At 73.4% G+C, this 17,759-nt stretch carries 16 protein-coding genes; 7 read left to right on the forward strand and 9 right to left on the reverse strand.

Annotation, left to right across the window (positions count from 1 at the left end):
• Window positions 1–592: 592 nt before the first annotated feature.
• Entirely contained in the window at window positions 593–2,605 is a 2,013-nt protein-coding gene (locus ACFVXH_RS08190) for a M4 family metallopeptidase (RefSeq protein WP_387821655.1), read from the forward strand.
• Between the two features lie 155 nt (window positions 2,606–2,760).
• Here the strand turns inward: ACFVXH_RS08190 and ACFVXH_RS08195 are convergent, their stop codons facing one another.
• The 3 genes from ACFVXH_RS08195 to ACFVXH_RS08205 form a co-directional block, all read right to left on the reverse strand.
• Window positions 2,761–3,546 (reverse strand): MHYT domain-containing protein, encoded by a 786-nt coding sequence (locus tag ACFVXH_RS08195; RefSeq protein WP_049659004.1) that lies wholly within the window; start codon window positions 3,544–3,546, stop codon window positions 2,761–2,763.
• A gap of 516 nt (window positions 3,547–4,062) precedes the next feature.
• The gene (locus ACFVXH_RS08200; protein WP_387821468.1) at window positions 4,063–4,935 is read right to left on the reverse strand and encodes a hypothetical protein; all 873 of its coding nucleotides are present in this window, start codon (window positions 4,933–4,935) and stop codon (window positions 4,063–4,065) included.
• Window positions 4,922–5,446, reverse strand: coding sequence for a SigE family RNA polymerase sigma factor (locus ACFVXH_RS08205; protein WP_074005406.1), 525 nt, complete (start codon window positions 5,444–5,446; stop codon window positions 4,922–4,924). The genes ACFVXH_RS08200 and ACFVXH_RS08205 overlap by 14 nt, the downstream gene beginning before the upstream one ends.
• A gap of 221 nt (window positions 5,447–5,667) precedes the next feature.
• On the opposite strand from ACFVXH_RS08205, the gene ACFVXH_RS08210 reads away from it, so the two are divergent.
• A complete protein-coding gene (locus ACFVXH_RS08210; protein ID WP_074005407.1) occupies window positions 5,668–6,480 on the forward strand; it encodes a maleylpyruvate isomerase family mycothiol-dependent enzyme in 813 nt (270 codons plus the stop codon).
• A gap of 59 nt (window positions 6,481–6,539) precedes the next feature.
• Here the strand turns inward: ACFVXH_RS08210 and ACFVXH_RS08215 are convergent, their stop codons facing one another.
• On the reverse strand, window positions 6,540–6,824 hold the full coding sequence (locus ACFVXH_RS08215) for a hypothetical protein (protein WP_387821472.1): 285 nt from the start codon (window positions 6,822–6,824) through the stop codon (window positions 6,540–6,542).
• Window positions 6,825–6,935: 111 nt separating this feature from the next.
• Window positions 6,936–7,394: a MarR family winged helix-turn-helix transcriptional regulator gene (locus ACFVXH_RS08220; RefSeq protein ID WP_387821475.1), complete on the reverse strand. Its 459-nt coding sequence runs from the start codon at window positions 7,392–7,394 to the stop codon at window positions 6,936–6,938.
• Between the two features lie 145 nt (window positions 7,395–7,539).
• Between ACFVXH_RS08220 and ACFVXH_RS08225 the strand changes: the two genes are divergently transcribed.
• From ACFVXH_RS08225 to ACFVXH_RS08240, 4 genes are all read left to right on the forward strand, one after another.
• The gene (locus ACFVXH_RS08225) at window positions 7,540–8,796 is read left to right on the forward strand and encodes an alpha/beta hydrolase (RefSeq protein WP_117484915.1); all 1,257 of its coding nucleotides are present in this window, start codon (window positions 7,540–7,542) and stop codon (window positions 8,794–8,796) included.
• Between the two features lie 157 nt (window positions 8,797–8,953).
• Window positions 8,954–9,487: a PadR family transcriptional regulator gene (locus ACFVXH_RS08230; RefSeq protein ID WP_117484913.1), complete on the forward strand. Its 534-nt coding sequence runs from the start codon at window positions 8,954–8,956 to the stop codon at window positions 9,485–9,487.
• Entirely contained in the window at window positions 9,484–10,170 is a 687-nt protein-coding gene (locus ACFVXH_RS08235; RefSeq protein ID WP_049654433.1) for an ABC transporter ATP-binding protein, read from the forward strand. The genes ACFVXH_RS08230 and ACFVXH_RS08235 overlap by 4 nt, the downstream gene beginning before the upstream one ends.
• Window positions 10,167–12,515 carry an FtsX-like permease family protein gene (locus ACFVXH_RS08240; RefSeq protein ID WP_387821480.1) on the forward strand — a complete coding sequence of 783 codons (2,349 nt, stop codon included), beginning with the start codon at window positions 10,167–10,169 and terminating at the stop codon, window positions 12,513–12,515. The genes ACFVXH_RS08235 and ACFVXH_RS08240 overlap by 4 nt, the downstream gene beginning before the upstream one ends.
• A 91-nt stretch (window positions 12,516–12,606) precedes the next feature.
• Here the strand turns inward: ACFVXH_RS08240 and ACFVXH_RS08245 are convergent, their stop codons facing one another.
• The 4 genes from ACFVXH_RS08245 to ACFVXH_RS08260 all read right to left on the reverse strand — a co-directional run bounded on the left by ACFVXH_RS08245 (window position 12,607) and on the right by ACFVXH_RS08260 (window position 16,126).
• Entirely contained in the window at window positions 12,607–13,686 is a 1,080-nt protein-coding gene (locus tag ACFVXH_RS08245) for a hypothetical protein (RefSeq protein WP_074005413.1), read from the reverse strand.
• Window positions 13,687–14,168: 482 nt separating this feature from the next.
• On the reverse strand, window positions 14,169–14,585 hold the full coding sequence (locus ACFVXH_RS08250; protein WP_387821483.1) for a hypothetical protein: 417 nt from the start codon (window positions 14,583–14,585) through the stop codon (window positions 14,169–14,171).
• A gap of 282 nt (window positions 14,586–14,867) precedes the next feature.
• The gene (locus tag ACFVXH_RS08255) at window positions 14,868–15,557 is read right to left on the reverse strand and encodes a DUF6518 family protein (RefSeq protein ID WP_387821486.1); all 690 of its coding nucleotides are present in this window, start codon (window positions 15,555–15,557) and stop codon (window positions 14,868–14,870) included.
• Window positions 15,554–16,126: a VanZ family protein gene (locus ACFVXH_RS08260; RefSeq protein WP_387821489.1), complete on the reverse strand. Its 573-nt coding sequence runs from the start codon at window positions 16,124–16,126 to the stop codon at window positions 15,554–15,556. Before ACFVXH_RS08260 ends, ACFVXH_RS08255 begins: the two co-directional genes overlap by 4 nt.
• Window positions 16,127–17,163: 1,037 nt before the next feature.
• On the opposite strand from ACFVXH_RS08260, the gene ACFVXH_RS08265 reads away from it, so the two are divergent.
• Window positions 17,164–17,739, forward strand: a complete 576-nt coding sequence (locus tag ACFVXH_RS08265; RefSeq protein WP_147408964.1) for a hypothetical protein — start codon at window positions 17,164–17,166, stop codon at window positions 17,737–17,739.
• Window positions 17,740–17,759 lie beyond the last annotated feature (20 nt).

Genomic DNA, 17,759 nt, shown 5'->3' on the forward strand with positions numbered 1-17,759 from the left:
CCGACGGATATCCGGAGCACAGGGCCCTGTCTGCTGTTTGTCCTCGTTCCAGTACGCGCCCCCGGGCGAGGGGCTGTCAAGCGCTGTGGGTTTCCGCCCCGTCACAGCCTGCTACCGGATTCCCGGTCCCGCCGTCGTGCCCGCGGCCCCGGCGCCGACCGGCCCGCCTCCGCGCCCCCGCGGCGCCGGCCCGCCCGGGGCGCCGCCGGGGGAGCGTCCGGGGCCCCATGGCCGGGCGGCCCCGGGGGCCCGCCCACCGGCCCGGCCCACCGCCGCCGGCCCGCCCCGACCGGTCGCCGTCCGATCATGGCCCGTCACCTGACGTGGTCTCAACCACTGGGACAAAAGCCCAGGTTGGCGCCGAACCGGACCGCCCGGCTTGACGGAATTCGCCAACCCACCGCCCCGCGCGCACCGGGCATTGACCCGAGCATGACGCCGTGTGAGGGTTCGGGCACCCGAGCGCGGACGGCCCGCACGGCCGTCCCCCGGATACGGCTGCGCGGCGCGCCACCAGCCCCTACCGTCCGCGGTCGAGGACCCCCACATGCGAGGAGCCTCGATGCAACGCAGAGTCACCGCAGGCAGGTTGCTGACCACGGCGACCACCCTGACCGTGCTGGCCGGCATGATCGCCGCCGCCACGGGCCCGGCCACCGCCGCGCCCACCCCCTCCCCGGCGCCGCCGAGCGCCCTGGCCGCCGCCGTCAACGCCGCCGACGCCGTCGCCGCGGCCGGACTGGACGCGCTGGCCAAGGGCCCGGGCGAGACCTACGAGCGCAAGACCGTCACCCCCTGGCTCGGCGGCCTCTACTCCGTCTCCTACGAGCGCAGCTACCACGGCCTGCCCGTGGTCGGCGGCGACGCGGTCGTCCTCGCCGACTCCCAGGGCAAGGTCCGCGCCCTGCAGTCCGCCGCCACCGGCCCCGTCGGCGGCTCGACCGCCCCGCAGGTCAGCGCCGAGCACGCCGAGAAGACCGCCCGCACCAAGCTGGCCGCCGTCGACTCCGTCGAGTCCCGCCGCCTGGTCGTGCGCGTCAAGGACGGCACCGGCCGCCTGGCCTGGGAGACCGTCCTCACCGGCCACAAGGGCAGCGCCCCCAGCCGCCTGCACGTCTTCGTGGACGCCACCACCGGCGAGGTCGTCGACAGCTACGACGACGTGCGCGCCGGCACCATCAACAGCGAGTGGAACGGCCCCGCGCCCGTCACCATCAGCACCACCAACTCCGGCGGCTCCTACTCGCTGCGCGACCCCAACCGGCCCGGCCTGTCCTGCTCCGACTACAGCACCGGCCAGGTCTTCTCCAAGTCCAGCGACTCCTGGGGCACCGGCAGCGCCTCCAGCAAGGAGACCGGCTGCGGCGACGCGATGTTCGCGGCCCAGAAGGAATGGGACATGCTCCGCGACTGGCTCGGTCGCAACGGGCACAACGGCAACGGCGGCAGCTGGCCGGTCAAGGTCGGCCTCAACGACGTCAACGCCTACTGGGACGGCAGCACGATATCCATCGGCCACAGCCAGGCCAACAAGTGGATCGCCTCCATCGACGTCGTCGGCCACGAGTTCGGCCACGGCATCGACCAGTACACCCCCGGCGGCGCCAACAACGAGTCCGGCCTGGGCGAGGCCACCGGCGACATCATGGGCGCGCTGACCGAGTCGTACGCCAACGAGCCCGCCCCGTACGACTCCCCGGACTACACCGTCGGCGAGATGATCAACCTGGTCGGCAACGGCCCGATCCGCAACATGTACAACCCCTCCCTGGTGAGCAACAACCCCAACTGCTACTCCTCCTCCATCCCGCAGACCGAGGAGCACGCGGCGGCCGGCCCGCTCAACCACTGGTTCTACCTGCTCGCCGAGGGCTCCAACCCCGGCGGCGGCAAGCCCACCAGCCCCACCTGCAACAACTCCTCCGTCACCGGCATCGGCATCAAGGACGCCGGCCGGGTCTTCTACGGCGGCATGCTGCTCAAGACCAGCGGCATGACCTACAAGCGCTACCGCACCGCCACCCTGACCGCCGCCAAGAGCCTCGACCCGACCTGCACCTTCTTCAACCGGGCCAAGGCCGCCTGGGACGCCGTCAGCGTCCCCGCCCAGAGCGGCGACCCCACCTGCTCCAACAACGGCAGCAACGACTTCTCGCTCTCCCTCGGCCCGGCCTCCGGCTCCGCCCAGCCCGGCGCCTCCACCACCTCCACGGTGAGCACCGCCGTCACCTCCGGCACCGCCCAGACCGTGAGCCTCACCGCCTCCGGCCTCCCGGCGGGCGTCACCGCGAGCTTCAACCCCTCGTCGGTGCAGGCCGGTTCCTCCTCCACCCTGACCCTGTCCGCCGCCTCCAGCGCCGCGACCGGGACCTACCAGATCACCGTCACCGGCACCGCCGGCGCCACCACCCACATCGCCCAGTACAGCCTCACCGTCGGCGGCGGGGGCAACCCCAACCCCGGCGGCACCTGGACCGCCGGCACCACCTACCAGGCGGGCGACGTCGTGACCTACAACGGCGCCTCCTACCGCTGCCTCCAGGGCCACACCGCCATGGTCGGCTGGGAGCCGCCGAACGTCCCGGCGCTGTGGCAGGCCGTGTGACCCGCACGCGCTGACACCCCGTGAAGCCGCTGCGCCGCGGCCCGTCGAGGGGGACGGGCCGCGGCGCAGCCGTACGCGCCAAACGCCCCGGGGGCGGCCCGTTGTCCGGGCCGCCCCCGGGGCGTCGGTGCCGTGCGCGCGGCACGGCGGGCCGGTCAGGCGCCGCGGTCGAAGAGCTTGACGCGCAGCGGCTCCCGGGCCGGCACGTCGACCGGGTCCTGCGGGGAGAGGGTGAGGACGAACCCGCCGATCGCGATGACGGCCATGATGGCGACGGCGAGCGGGACGACGAACTGGGAGGCGGGCAGGCCGGCGGGCAGGAGCCGGTCGTCCAGCCGGACGGAGACGGAGGCCATCCCGGTGTAGTGCATGGCGGTGACCGCGACCCCGGCGATCAGGGAGGCGACCAGCGAGGCGGCGAAGCCGGTGATGTTGAGGGTCATCCACAGCGCCGCGGTGGCGGCGGCCACGGCGATGGCGATGGAGACGGCCACCAGGACGGGGTCGTAGGAGACCACGCCCTGGACCTGCATGGCGGCCATGCCGAGGTAGTGCATGGCCGCGACACCGCAGCCGGTGACGGTGCCGCCGATCAGCAGGGAGGCGAGCGTCCTGCGGCGGTAGCCGACGTACAGGACGCCGGCGCCGACGACGACGATGGCCAGCAGGAGGCTGCCGAGGGTCTCGGGGACGCGGTAGACGACGGACGAGCCGGTGACGGCGAAGCCCATCATCGCCATGAAGTGCATGGTCCAGATGCCGCAGCCGAGTTCGACCGCGGACAGCAGCAGCCACCCCAGGCGGCGGGCCGGCGGCAGGGTCAGGGCCCGTACGGTGCAGCGCAGTCCGAGCGCCGCGCCGGTGCAGGCGATGAGGTAGGACAGGACCGGGTTGATCCAGCCGTAGTGGAACCCGTCGATGTGGGCGGTGTGGGGATGCATGGTCACCTGGAGTGCGTTCGTGCGGGGGGACGGGCGGAACGCGCTTCTGCCCGGGCCGGTGCGGCGACTGCGGGTCTGCCGGTCCGGCCGGGGATCAGGATCCGATTCCTGAAGGATCGTATAGCGACGAACAGTTTCCGCGAAATCGACAACCGGGTGAACCGATGAGGATCGGTCAGGTGAATCCGCCGGCGTCCGGCATTTCCCGGCACCCCCGCCGGTCACGCGGGGATCGGCGAAATCCCGTGCCGTACACCGGAATTGACGTGGACCCGGGCCCCGGCCAAGGGCGGCGCGAGGCGGCGGAATCCATGATCGACATTACGTCGAGTAATGCGGTTTTCGCAGCGAGTGCATCCTTTTCCCTTTCGGAAAACCCCTTGGATAATCCCGTCCGTCCGGCGGGGGAGTCCCCCCGCCGAACGGCAGGGAATACCGCGGAATGCCGCGGAATTCAGCGGCGGCCCGGGATGCCGCCCGGCCCCTCGCGCGTGGCGAGGGGCCGGACGGCGGGGCCTACGGCGTTGCCGCCCGGCCCGTGGGGCCCGGCGAGCGGCCGCCCGGCGGGGCGGAGCGGACGGAGTCGAAGGCCTGCCGCGCCTGGCGCACCGTCGGGTCGGAGGCCTGCCGCAGGCAGGCCGTCACCTCCACCACCGCGGCGGGGCCGTCGCGGTCGATGGCGCGCAGGCCGGTCAGCTCGCGGTCGCCGCCGAGCGCCGCGCACTCCTTGTCGAGGGCCGTGTCGCCCAGCCCGGACGGGTCCGGGCCGAGCTTCTCGGCCAGCCCCTGGCCGTCCACCAGCCGGAACGCGAGGACGGCGCCGTCCACGGCCAGCCGCCCGGCGAGCGGGCAGCGGGCCGCGACCGTCGCGCACGACGGGGCCGCCCCCAGCGGCTGGGTGCCGAGGTAGCCGAACCGCTCCCGGGGGTCGGCGCTCGACGCGGCCAGGGCGTGCCAGTTCACCGGCGGGTCGAGGACCATCTCGGGCAGCCGGGGGAAGAAGACCGTCGCCCCGCTCCCGGCGGACGGTTCCCCCGGCACCGTCGGGGCGGGCGAGACCGACGGGGCCGGCGCCGCCGCCGGGGGCGACAGGACCGGGGCGGACACGGAGCCCGCGGGCCCCGTCGCGGCCCCCCGCACCGGTGCCGGCGCGAGCGCGGGCGCGGCGGCCAGCACGGCGGCGGTGAGTCCGGCGGTGAGGCCCGCGGCGAGCCCGGCCGCCCGCCGGCGGCGCCTGGACCGCTCGACCCGGGCGAGGACGCGCTCCATCCGGTCCTCCGGCGAACCGAGGGCGGGGACGGCCCGGTGGAGCAGGATCCGCAGCTCCTCCTCGTCGTCGGGCCCGCCGTCGCCCGGACCGTACGGGTCGAGCAGGTCAGCGCCGTTCACGGGGTCCCCCGTCCAGCAGGAGTTCCCGGGCCGGCAGCCGGCCGCGCAGGCCGGCCAGCGCCCGGTGCGTCTGGCTCTTGACGGTGCCCGTGCTGCAGCGCAGCACCTCGGCGGTCTCCTCGACGCTGAGGTCCTCGAAGAAGCGCAGCACCACCACGGCCCGCTGACGCGGCGGCAGCGACCGCACCGCCTCGGCGACCACCCGGCCGAGCACCACCCCGTCGTACGGGTCCGGGCCCGGCGGCGGCTCCGGCAGTTCGCCGTGCGGCAGCTCCCCGGTCCAGCGCCGCCGCCACCAGGAGACGTGGCAGTTCACCAGGACCTTCCGCAGGTACGCCTCGGGCCGGTCGGGGGCGATGCGCGTCCATTTGGGCCAGACCTTGGCGAGCGCCGTCTGCAGCAGGTCCTCGGCCTGGTGCGGGTCGCCGGTCAGCAGCCAGGCGGTGCGCAGGAGCTTGGGCCCGCAGGCGGCGACGAACTCCTCGAAGTCCGGCGGTGTCGCGTTCGTCATCCTGCCGTCGTCCCCGCCATGGTGTCCGTGCCGTCCCCGTCTGCCGTGGCGGCCGCCCGGGCCGCGTGTTCGTTCTTGCTCTCACGGCAGCTCGACGCGTCGGGGGGCGGTTCGGGTTGCCTGCGGGCGCGGACCCGCGAGCCGGTCCGGGAGTCGGCCCGGTGCCCCGGGCGGTGCGGGGACCTGGACAGCGGCGCGGCACTCGTCCACGCTTCACCTCCATGACTCTCCCCCCGCACTCTCCCGGTGCCGCGCGCACCGCGCTCTTCGAAGAGGTCACCGCGGTCGGCGACGAGGCCGTCGCCCTGCTCGCCGGCTGCCGCGGCGACACCCGGATCCCCGGCGCCGAGTGGACGGTCGCCGAGGCGGCCGCCCACCTGGCGATGGCCAACGAGCTGATGGCCGCGCTGGCCGCCGGCGAGGAACGGCCGTACGGGGACGGCACCCCGGGCTCGCTGGCCGCGGCGAACGCGGCCTCGCTGGCCGAGCGGCCCGAACGGGACCCGGACGTGCTCGCCGAGGAGATCGCCCGGCGGGCACGGGAGTTCACCGTGGCGGCCGCCCCGCGCGCGGGCACCGAGCCGGTGTCGACCCCGCTCGGCCGGATGGACCTGGACACCCTCGGCGCCTACCTGCTGACCCACATGCTGGGCCACCTCTACGACATCGCCGTCGCCCTCGGCCGCCCGCACCCGATCGACCGGCGCCGGGTCGGGCTGGCGATGCCGTTCGTGCGCACGGTCATGCCGCGGGTGACGGACGCCCGCGCCGCGGCCGGCCACAGCGCCTGCTACCGGCTGCGCGGCCGGGGCCTGGACGGGTTCGCGGTCACCTTCACGGACGGCGCCGCCGCGGTGAGCCAGGACCCGCCCCGCCGCCCGGACTGCACGATCCTCGTCGAACCGGTGGCGTTCCTGCTCATCGCGCTGGGCCGGCGCAGCGCCCCCGGCGCCCTGCTGCGCGGCGAGGTGCTCGCCTGGGGCCGCCGCCCCTGGCTGGCCCCGTCCTTCCCCGGGCTGTTCGCCGCCCCCTGACCCCTGACCCCTGACCCCGCCGGGCGGCCCGCCCGGGCCGGGGCCGGGGCCGGGCCGGGTTACGCCGGACCGGGGGCGCGGGCCGTCGCGCCCCCCTCGGCGTCGCGGCACGCCCCGCAGGTGTTCCAGCGCGGCCGGCCGGGCCCGGGGGAGCGGTGCGGGGCGAGGGTCATCTCGGAGGTGCGCAGGCCGCACAGGGTGAGCGGCCCGCAGACGCCCGAGGCCTCCGCGGGGGCGGCGTGCGCCATCCGTACCGGGTTCTCGGGGTCCGCCGGCACGCGGCCGGGGCCGAGGATCCGCACGTTGGTCGGCGTATCGGGTTCGAGCACGATGACGGTGTCCACCTCCACAACCTCGCCGCAACGCCGCCCCCCTGCACCCGCACAGCGGCATCCGGCCCAGCCCCGGCGCCCCCGGACGTCAGGGGCGGCCCCCGCCCCGGCGGGTCCGGGGCGTCACAGCCGGTCGTAGACGGCGGACAGCCGCTGCAGCACCTCGGTGGCCCGGTCGAGGGCGGCGTCGTCGTAGTCGCCCAGGTCGCCGTGCAGGGCGTCGGCCAGCGCCCGCTGGCGCTGGTCGTGCAGGGCCCGGCCGGTGTCGGTGAGGGCGACCAGGACGGAGCGCTTGTCCTCGGGCTGGCGGGTGCGGGTGACGTAGCCGGCCGCGACCAGGCCGTTGACCAGCTGGGTGGTGGCGGCGCCGGTGGTCTCGGTGCCGGCGGCGAGCCCGCCGATGCTGAGGGGGCCCTGTTCGGCCAGGGTGCGCAGGGCCCGGGCGTGGGTGAGGGAGAGCGCGCCGGGGGTGCGGGTGGCGCGTCCGCGCAGCCGGGCGTCGGCGGCGCTGAGGCGGTAGGCGGCGCGGGCCAGGCGGTCGAGCGCCCGGGCGCGGTCGTCGGTGGGTGGCGGCTCGGCCATTGGTCGGTCCTCTTCGTCGGGTTGACAGCAGCCTAGCCTCGGGACTTAATAGCTAAGTACTTATTCATTAAGTGCTTAGCCAATCGGATCCCGCCGGGGGACCCGCAACCGGATCCCCCCGTCGGACCCCGTAGAGGAGACCGTCATGACCGTCCGTTCCACCGGCCAGAGCTGGGCCCTGGACATCGCCCTCGCCCAGGGCGGCTTCGACGCGCTGCACCCCGAGGCCGTCGGCACCATGGAGCAGCTGGGCCACGACCACACCGACTTCGCCAAGGTCTTCGCCCTCGTCAGGAGCGGCGCGATGCTGCCCAAGGCGTGGGCGACGGTGGCCGGCCAGGCCGAGGAGCGCGCCGCCCACCACGAGCGCGGCGGCTTCGCGCAGACCGCCGCCGACCTCTACCTGAGGGCGGCCGTGATGTGGGGCCGGGCGCAGTACTCGCTCTTCGACGCCGCCGACCCGCGCAAGGCGGCCATGCGCGAGCACGCCAACCACTGCGTGGAGCGCCTGGGCGCGCTGCGCGAGGGCCGGGTGCGGCGGGTGGAGCTGGACTTCGAGGGCTCGCGGATCTTCGCCCTGCTGCACCTGCCGGCCGGGCCGGTCCGCAACGCGCCGGCCGTCATCCTCGGCCCCGGGATGGACATGATCAAGGAGGACTACATCTGGGCGGCCGAGCGCTACTACACCTCGCGCGGGATGGTCGCGCTGTCCATCGAGGGGCCGGGCCAGGGCGAGAGCCGCGCCGGCGGGCTGACCGTCGACCTCGGCAACTACGAGCGGGCGATCGGCCGCTACCTCGACCACCTGGCCGCGCTCCCGGAGGTCGACGCCGACCGGATCGGCATGTTCGGCATCTCGATGAGCGGCTACTGGGGCTCCCGGGCCGCCGCCGCCGACGGCCGCCTGGCCGCGCTCGCCGCCTTCGAGGCCGTCACCGGGGACTTCGCCACGATCTTCGAGCGCGCCCAGCCGACCTTCAAGAACAACTACATGTACATGGCCGGGTACACCGACGAGGAGGCCTTCGACCGCGACCTCGCCCACCGCATGCCGCTCGGCGACCTGGTGGCCGACATCGCCTGCCCGGTGCTCCACGGCATCGGCGAGTTCGACGAGCTCACCGACCTCGCCCAGGCCCTGGAGAGCTTCGAGCGCATCCGGGCGCCGAAGGAGCTGCGGGTCTACGAGGACGAGTTCCACCCGCTCGGGGGAGTGGCGGCCGAGGTCTTCCGGTTCGGGGCGGAGTGGCTGGAGCGGGCCCTGGCCGGCGAGTTCACCGACCCCGGACGGGACGTGCGCCACTACGTCCACCGCGACGGCCGCACCACCGACGGCAGCGCCGACCCGGCATGGTGGCTCGGCACCGCCCCCGCCCCGCTCACCGCGCTCCGCCGCGGCTGACCCTTCGCGGACGGACGGCCACGCCCCGGGGCACCTCCACGCCCCGGGGCGTTCCCCCGAGCCCGGCGGCGGCCCCGGGCTGGAGGAGCCCGCACCGGCGGCAGCCCCGCACCTCGCTATACATGCCATGTATACATGGTGTGTATAGTCCTTGATCATGTCACTCGGACAGATGCTCCTCGGCTTCCTGGAAGCCCAGCCCCGCCACGGCTACGACATCAAACGCCTCTACGACGAGCACTTCGGCCGCGACCGCGCCCTGCACTACGGACAGGTGTACGCCACCCTCTCCCGCCTGCTGAAGAACGGCCACGTCGTCGTCGAGGGCGTGGAAGCCGGCGGCGGCCCGGACCGCAAGCGCTACGCCATCACCGACGCCGGCGTCACCGACCTCGCCGACTGGCTCGCCCACCCCGAGGACCCGCAGCCCTACCTGCAGAGCACCCTCTACCAGAAGGTCGTGCTCGCCATCCTCACCGGCCGCTCCGCCGCCGACGTCCTCGACACCCAACGCGCCGAACACCTGCGGACCATGCGCGAACTGACCCGCCGCAAACTCGCCGGCGACCTCGCCGACGAACTGATCTGCGACCACGCCCTGTTCCACCTCGAAGCCGACCTGCGCTGGCTCGAACTCACCGCCGCCCGCCTCGACGACCTCACCGCCCGCCTGACGGAGACCCCGCGTTGACCACCGCCGAACCCCTCCTCCACGCCCAGGACCTGCACAAGTCCTTCGGCCCCACCCCGGCCCTCGCCGGCGCCTCGCTCACCGTCGCCGCCGGCGAACTCGTCGCCGTCATGGGCCCCTCCGGCTCCGGCAAGTCCACCCTCCTGCACTGCCTCGCCGGCATCACCCGCCCCGACCAGGGCACCATCACCTACCAGGGCCGCTCCCTCACCACCAGCACCGACAGCGAACTCAGCGCCCTGCGCCGCACCCACTTCGGCTTCCTCTTCCAGTTCGGCCAACTCGTCCCCGAACTCTCCTGCCTGGAGAACGTCGCCCTCCCGCTGCGCCTGAACGGCACCCGCCGCAAAGCCGCCGAAGCCCGCGCCGCCGAATGGCTGGAACGCCTGGAAGTCGCCGACACCGCCGCCAAACGCCCCGGCGAGATCTCCGGCGGCCAGGGCCAACGCGTCGGCGCCGCCCGCGCCCTGATCACCGGCCCCCGAGCCGTCTTCGCCGACGAACCCACCGGCGCCCTCGACTCCCTCAACGGCGAACGCGTCATGAAACTGCTCACCCGCGCCGCCCGCGAGAGCGGCGCCGCCGTCGTCCTCGTCACCCACGACGTACGGGTCGCCGCCTACGCCGACCGCGAGATCGTCGTCCGCGACGGCCGCACCCGCGACCTGGCCACCACCCGGTGAGCGCCACCGACCCCCGGGTCCGCCGACCGCACCTGGACCAACTCGCCCTCGGCGCCCGACTCGCCGTCACCAGCGGACGGGACGGCTGGGGACGCCTGCTGCTCACCGCCTGCGGCGTCGGCCTCGGCGTGGCCCTCCTGCTCTTCACCGCCTCCTTCCCCGGCCTCGTCCACCACCGCGACCAGCGCCTCTACACCCAGAACGACACCTTCCGGGACGAGGACCTGCCCACCCCCGGCGACCGCACCGTCCTCGTCGCCACCGCCGACACCGCCTTCCACGGCACCCCCGTCCGCGGCCGCGTCGTCCAACCCGAAGGCCCGAACGCCGCACTCCCGCCCGGCCTCGCCGCCTACCCGGCCCCCGGCACGATGGCCGTCTCCCCGGCCCTCGCCGACCTCCTCAAGGACCCCGCCAACCACCTGCTGCGCGAACGCCTGCCCTACCCCGTGACCGGCACCATCGGCCCCGCCGGACTGCTCGGACCCGGCCAGGCCGACTACGTCCTCGGCGGCGACCACCTCTCGGTCGACACCGGCGCCGTCCGGATCACCGCGTTCGGCCACTTCTCACCGCCCAAAGACATGGACCCCAAACTGGTCCTGCTCAACGCCGTCGGCCTGACCGTGATGCTCGCCCCGGTCGGCGTCTTCCTCGCCGCCGCCGCCCGCTTCGGCGGCGAACGCCGCGACCGCCGGCTCGCCGCACTGCGCCTGGGCGGCGCCGACCGCCGGATGACCGCCCGGATCGCCGCGGGGGAGTCCCTGGTGGGAACGGTGCTGGGCCTGGCCGCGGGAACGGCGCTCTTCCTCCTCGGCCGGCAGCTCATCGGACGCGTCCGCCTCGCCGGATTCAGCTTCTACCCCGAGGACGTCGCACCCCAGCCCGCCATCGCCGCCGCGATCGCCGTCGTCGTCCCGCTCATGGCCGTCGGCGTCACCCTGCTCGCCATGCGCCGGGCCGCCCTCGACCCGCTCGGCACCGTCCGCCGCTCCGACCCCGGCCGGCGCCGCATCGGATGGCGCCTCATGCTGCCACTGGCCGGCCTCTCCCTGACGGTCTTCGCCCTCACCCTCTCCGACCCGGCCCAGGGCACCTGCGGCTCGCTCCTCGTCGCGTTCGGCGTGCTGCTCACCCTCACCGGCGTCTGCACCCTCCTGCCCTGGTTCGTCGAAGCCGTCACCCGACGGGCCGGCGGCGGCCCCCTGTCCTGGCAACTCGCCACCCGCCGCCTGCAGACGGGCTCCGGACCGGCCGCCACCGCCGTCAGCGGCGTCGTCGTCGCCATCGCCGGCGCCATCGCCCTGCAGACGCTCTTCCTCGGCATCAGCACCCAGTACGAGCAGTACGCCCGGCCCCAGCCCACCACCGGCCCCTACCGGCAATCGGTGACCTTCCCCGGCGGCGCCCCCAGCGCCGAGGCCCTCGCCGACCGCCTCGCCCGCAGCCCCGGGATCCAGGCCACCGCCGCCTACACCGAGTTCGCCCTGGAGAGCGCCACGGCCAAGTCGTGGGAACTGCCCTCGGTCCGCATCGCCTCCTGCGCCGTCCTGCGCGGATTCGCCACCCTGCCCCACTGCGAGGACGGCGACGCCTTCGCCCTCCAGGGCCCGACCGCCCGCCCCGGCACCGACCCCGTCCCGCCCGGAACGACCGTCCACGCCGCCTACTACCGCGGCACCGGCGAACCGGCCCCCTTCCCCCTGCCCGCCCCGACCGCCACCGTCGCCCCCGTCCAGGACGCCGACCCCAACGGCCGCATGGGATCGGGCCTGCTCCTGCTCACCCCCGCCGCTGTCCCCGTCGACGCCCTGCGCGGACAGCCGGCCACCGTCCTGGTCTCACTCGCCGACGCGCTCCCGGACCCGAACGAACACCTCACCACCGCCGTCATGGCGATCGACCCCCAGGCCCGCACCGAATTCCCGCTCGACCCCGCCCCCGACGCCACCTACCTCGCCGTCAAACGCCTGCTGACCGCCGGATCGGCGATCACCCTCCTGCTGGTCGCCCTCAGCCTGCTGGTCGGCCAACTGGAACGGCTGCGCGAACAGCGCCGCGTCCTCGGCGTCCTGAACGCCGTCGGCACCCCCCGACGCGTCCTGGCCCTGTCCGTCCTGTGGCAGACCCTCCTCCCGATGGCCCTCGGCCTGGCCCTGGCCACCGCCGCCGGCCTCCTGACCGGAACGGTCCTCCAGTACTCCTCCGGCGTCCCCCTGAACACCGACTGGGCCTCCCTGCTCGCCATGACCGCCACCGCCACGGGCGCCGTCCTCCTCACCACCGCCCTCGGCCTGCCCCAACTCCTGCGCCTGATGCGCCCGGACGCCCTGCGCCACGAATAACCCCGCCCCCACCCGGACGGCGCCGCCCGGGTGGGTGACGGTCAGCCGGCCCGGGCGACGGCCCCGGGCCGGTCGACCGTCACCGGCGCGGTCAGCCGCCGGCGGCCGATCCGTTCGGGACCGGCCGCCAGGGGGAGAGGTCGACGGCACCCTGGACGTACCCGGCCTTGTTCCAACTGCCGTTCGCGTGGCGGACGGTGTGGAAGAGCGTGCCGCTGCTGGTGCAGGTCTCGAACACCAGGTGCAGCTCGTTGTCCACGTTGGCGCCGTCGGCGCCGCACACGTAGAAGGGCTGGTCGAGGACCTGCTGGCCGATGGGCCCCCAGCCGCCCCAGTTGCCGTCGGAGGTGCGGATCGTGTGGTAGACGGCGATCTGGCTGTTGTTCACCACGGCGACCTGAAGCTGTCCGTTGATGCCCGCCGCGACCACGTCGTGCGGCGCACCCCACGGGGAGGGGGTCCCGGCCGCGCCCATGATGTTGCCCCAGCCGTCCCAGGTGCCGTTCGCGTGCCGGATGGTGTGGAGCACGCTTCCGTCGTTCGACACGGTGGCCACGATGTGGAGTTCACCGTTCACCTCGGCCGTCGCGAGGCTGGAGAACCGGTCCGAGGCGAGTCCCGGAGGGGCACTGATCGCCCCCCAGGGCTGCCAGTTCCCGTCCGGGCCCTCCACGGTGTGGACGAGCCGGCCCGAGGGGTCGATCGCCGCCAGCTGGACCTGGCCGTTCACCACCGCCGCGCCGGCCCTGCCGGTCTGGAAGTACTGACTGGAGAGGGGCAGTTCCGCCAGGCCCTTCATCGGGGTCGGCGCGGGCCAGCTGCCGTCGGGCTGCTGCGTCGACTGGACGAACTGCGTGCTCATCGGACCGGAGTACCGGAGGCCGAGCAGCCGCAGCCGTCCGGAGTCGACGACGGTCGTCCAGTACCGGAAGCTGTAGAACTGCGGGACCTCCCTGGCGGCGTCCCAGGTCCCGTCCGGCGCCCGACGGGTCTGGACGACCTTCCCCGGATCGGCGCGCAGCATCAGGTTCAGCCCGGCGGTCGGCGCCTCAGCCGTGACGGCCCGGGGCGCGGCCCCGGCCGGCGCGGCCGTCATCACGGCGGCGAGCGCCACCGCCGAAGCCAGCATCGAGGCGACGCGCCCCCGGTGCCGACGCTTGGTCTTCCACATGTCGTGTTCCCCCCCTGCGCACATGGGCCCGATCGGGCCGGGTGCTGTCCTATCAGAGCCCGAAGGTCGATGGAAAGCGAAAAAGCCACCCGCCGACTGCCGGAGACAGCCCGCCTGCCCCCGCCCTGTCCAACCGTCCCGGCCCGGTGGCCGGGCTGACCCGAAGCCCCCGCCCCGCTACCGCCGCGCGACGGGGGCGATCATCAGGCCAAGATGGCGCCGACCGCCGGCGCCGGGACGGATGGCCTCGCCGCGCAGAAGAGACGGAGTGCCGCCACGATCCAGCCCGTACACGACAGAGTCGGGCTGCACCCGGACCGAGCGGAGTCCGATCGCGCTCAAGGACGCCCGGGCCGTCGTCGCCGCGTGCGAGGAGACGGAGCACTGCCGCTCCCGGTGCGAAATGCACCGGGAGCGGCAGTGGTCACGGCGGCCCCACGCTGGACGGCGTCAGGTCTGCCGAGTGGTAGAAGTACCGTGGGTCAGCAGTCGCTGACCGCCGGGGTTTGGAAACGTCCCTGGCCCGTGACGCTGAGGAAGCCCACCACGCTGTTGCAGAGAACGTTGAGGTTGTGCCAGGCGTAGGACTTGGTCTCCCCGGCGTTGATGCTGAATGCCCCGGCATCGTTGTAGTCGGTGCCCTGGTAGTTGAAGCCGAAGCGCGCCGTGACAGCGCCTCCGGCGCTCTTCGAGTAGGTCACCTCGACGGTCGATCGAGCGTCCTTGATCCGGACACAGAGGGTTCCGTTGCTGAGGCTGGTGCACCTGCTGGTGTCCAGGATGGATGCCGGCGCCTCTCCCGTCGACGGCGCCGCTGCTGCGGCGGCGGGAAGGGCCCCCGCTCCGAGTAACAACAGGGACGTCGCGGCGATCGTTCCTGCCTTTGTCAAGCTTCGCATGGGATTCTCCCTGGCATTCCTGGGCCCTGATCGGGCTTCGGAATCGACCTTATTAATCGGTGATCGTGCACGCAATGCTGAATTGACTCTTGGCTGGAACGGCTCGGCGTTGACCCGCTAATGGTGGCCATCATTCTGGTTTTTGAATCATGATATCCGTATCGAGATGCCGATTTTTGCCGGATGGGATGTGTTGCGGAATTGAAAATGGAATGTCATGATTTGGCCGCGCGGGTTTATGGGTGATATGTCGCAGGTGAATTCTGGCCCGGCGGCCAGAATTCACCACGATCGGAGCAGGTGGAGCGACTGCGCGGTGCTCCACAGGAAGAACCCGATCGCCGACGTGCAGACCAAGGAGCCGAAGGCGGCAGCCAGCCTCAGGCCGCGACTCACCCACAGGGCGCCCCCGAGCGGCGCGGCGATCAGCAGCAGTGAGATCCAGACTCGTGCGGTCGCGTCACCACCGAACATGTAGGACCGCGTCGGACTCCAGGCGTAGAGGCCCTGGACCACCACCAGGCCCCCCAGGACGCCCGCGGCCAACGACTTGGCGAGGGCGGTGCCATGGGTGATCCGCCATCCAAGCGCGCCGGCGGCGGGACCGGCGACGACCGCCACCATCGCCCAGAAACCGGTCTTGTCCACCAGATAGCCGCTGCCGGCGCTGGGTCTGATGTGCACTACGGCGTTCCCGCCGTAGTAGGTGAGCACGGCGAGGACCATGATCAGCGCGCCTGCGCAGGCCGCTGTCAGCAGCCTCTGACAGGCTGCTCCCAGAATCCCGGCTCCCACTCCCCAGGCGACGCCAGTGCTGGCGGCCACCGACAGAATGGAACCGAGCTGACCGGGGACAGTGTCGGCGACCAGGGCCACGACGCCCAGCGCCAACCCCGCCGGGACGGCGAGTGCGCAGACGACCGCGTCGGCCGGGCGAGTGGGTGATTTCGATTCCCGCGGCACTGGGGTCACCGGGTCACCGTCGTTCCATCGCGGTCCTTCTGCTGGGTGCGGTTCGCTGTGCCCAGCGAGAGGATCCTGTGCGCAGCGAGAAGCAGGGCAACGCCCAGGAGGTATCCGGCCGTATTGCCCGCGACGTCCATGATGTCGGAAGAGCGGCCGCTCTTGGTCAGCCACTGCACCGATTCGATGGCGACGGAGAGGGCGAAGCCGAAGCCGAGGCCGAAGAGGCGGCGACTGAACCCGGTGAACGCGACGACTCCGAGCGGGAGCATCATCGCCGCATTGAGGATGAGCTCCTCCCAGGCGAGGCTGTGAGGTTGCGCGGCATCGTCAAGGAATGCGGCCGGGGTGAGGTTGAGGCTCCGACCGCTGTGGCCGATATTCCCCCAGCCGCCCTGTGGCCGAAGGGTGATGTAGAGGATGACGGCGGATGCGATAACGGTGGATACCTGGGAGATTCGCACCATCAGTCGCCTATTTTTGCGTAAGGCGATCGCAAAGGCTAACGCGCAGGTGAGGGCCGCCAGCATGCCGATCGTCACGGTCATGACGTTTACATGGAGGGCGATCTTCCACATGGGGGCAAACTCCGATCGAATGATTCGCCAGGGGCTGTCGCCTCGGAACACGATAGTGGCAGATGCCTGTCCAGCCCCAGCCCATGTGTATCCGGAGGTCTAGGCAGCAGTCGTTTGCGGAGAAACCGGAAAGATGGAGGGCGATCGGAATTCGGGAATCAGAACCGTCCGTGCTCCCGGCGACCCGGTGGCGTCCCGTCAAGCCGCGGCCGGTGGGCCACCACCGTCCAGGAGCACGCCAAGCCGTTCCTGGGCCACCGCCTTGGCGGTGGCCGTTGGAGGGGTCACCCCTCCGGCGCCGCATGGCTCTCCACCCCAACCGCTCTCACCTGCCCTCCCGCCCTGCTCCGTGGGCCGTGCGAACCTGGACGGCTCGCCACCGTCGGTTCGGGCACCGTTGCCCACGGGGACCTCGTCGGCCACAGCCCCGCACCCGGACGCACGCGCCGCCGGCTGCACCGCGCTGCGCTCCTCGCCGGTGCGGGGACGAGGTCGAGCGGGCCGCGGGTCTCGCCGCGGTCTCGGGTGTCGGTGACGAAGGCGGCGTGGATCCGGCCGACGTCGAGCAGGTAGTCGCTCCCCCGCCGGACCCCTCGGCATCGCGGCGCTGGCCGGGGTCGGCCTGCCGGCCGTGCGCGGGCGACGGGACGGTCCGTCAGCCCGTGCGCCAGTTCCGTGAATTCCCCGGTCCCGAAACCCGTTCCAGTGCCCTGCTCGTTCCGCCGCGGCTTTCCAGGCGCCGCCGAACGCGCAGCTCAGGGCACATGTCGCCGTTCCAGCGTCCCGAACCGCCGGGCAGCGCTGGCGGGCGGGACGGATTCCGGGGAAGCCCAGCAGCAACCAGTACTTCGACACCCGGTTCCCGGTCTCGGTGTTCACCCGGGCCGCCGCCGTCCCCGCGCAGCTGTTGTCCTCGACGCACCCGTGGCCGCAGGGGGCCGGCTCGGCCGGGTGGAACGCGCCCTTCGGGACGGCCGACCGGAGTTCGCGGTGGGCGCGCGGGAACGGGCGGTCCCGGGCGTGCCATGCTGCTCCGCATGATCGACACTCCCGACAGTGGCGCCTCGGGCCCCACCTGGTCGTTCGCCGGCGCGTGCGAGCCGGCCGACTATCCCGCGGTCGGGGTCTTGGGCGTGCCCGGTGTCCAGCACGCCGGGGGCACGGGCCGCACCCTGTGCGGGATCCGCGGCCGGTACCTGAGGCGCTTCCTGAACCTCTTCGAGCCGCAGTACCCGGGCTCGTGCCACAAGTGCCGGGCGCTTGCCGAGGCCGCGCCGTCCCGGCCGTGCGGACAGGAACGCCTGCACGACCTGCTCCTGCGGGACGCCGACGACGCGCCACTGCGTACGGACCTGCTCGCCGCGCTGCGCCGGGGTGCGTCGATCGCGATCTGGATCACCGGCCCGACAACGGACCTCCAGTCCCACACCCGGCTCGATCTGATGACGGAGGAGGCCGGTCCGGCCGCCGAGGCGCTCGCGGCGGTCGGCAGGTCCGTCACGTTGGCCCGGGTGGAGGACGCCGACCGGCAGTACCTCGTCGTCCTGCCGCCCGACGGCCGCGCCCGCATCGCGCGCGGGGCGGTGGTTCCCGCTCCGGCGGCTGGTCGGTGACCCCGGGGCAGTGGTGCGGG

It is taken from the genome of Kitasatospora sp. NPDC058184 (genome assembly GCF_042883725.1).
GTDB lineage: Bacteria > Actinomycetota > Actinomycetes > Streptomycetales > Streptomycetaceae > Kitasatospora.

Bases quoted from the DNA above. Each gene is read 5' to 3' on its own strand.
- ACFVXH_RS08195 (WP_049659004.1), bottom strand. From the start codon at position 3,546: ATGCATCCCCACACCGCCCACATCGACGGGTTCCACTACGGCTGGATC.
- ACFVXH_RS08225 (WP_117484915.1), top strand. From the start codon at position 7,540: ATGACCGTCCGTTCCACCGGCCAGAGCTGGGCCCTGGACATCGCCCTC.
- ACFVXH_RS08210 (WP_074005407.1), top strand. From the start codon at position 5,668: ATGACTCTCCCCCCGCACTCTCCCGGTGCCGCGCGCACCGCGCTCTTC.
- ACFVXH_RS08205 (WP_074005406.1), bottom strand. From the start codon at position 5,446: ATGACGAACGCGACACCGCCGGACTTCGAGGAGTTCGTCGCCGCCTGC.
- ACFVXH_RS08220 (WP_387821475.1), bottom strand. From the start codon at position 7,394: ATGGCCGAGCCGCCACCCACCGACGACCGCGCCCGGGCGCTCGACCGC.
- ACFVXH_RS08230 (WP_117484913.1), top strand. From the start codon at position 8,954: ATGTCACTCGGACAGATGCTCCTCGGCTTCCTGGAAGCCCAGCCCCGC.
- ACFVXH_RS08245 (WP_074005413.1), bottom strand. From the start codon at position 13,686: ATGTGGAAGACCAAGCGTCGGCACCGGGGGCGCGTCGCCTCGATGCTG.
- ACFVXH_RS08260 (WP_387821489.1), bottom strand. From the start codon at position 16,126: ATGTGGAAGATCGCCCTCCATGTAAACGTCATGACCGTGACGATCGGC.
- ACFVXH_RS08250 (WP_387821483.1), bottom strand. From the start codon at position 14,585: ATGCGAAGCTTGACAAAGGCAGGAACGATCGCCGCGACGTCCCTGTTG.
- ACFVXH_RS08265 (WP_147408964.1), top strand. From the start codon at position 17,164: ATGATCGACACTCCCGACAGTGGCGCCTCGGGCCCCACCTGGTCGTTC.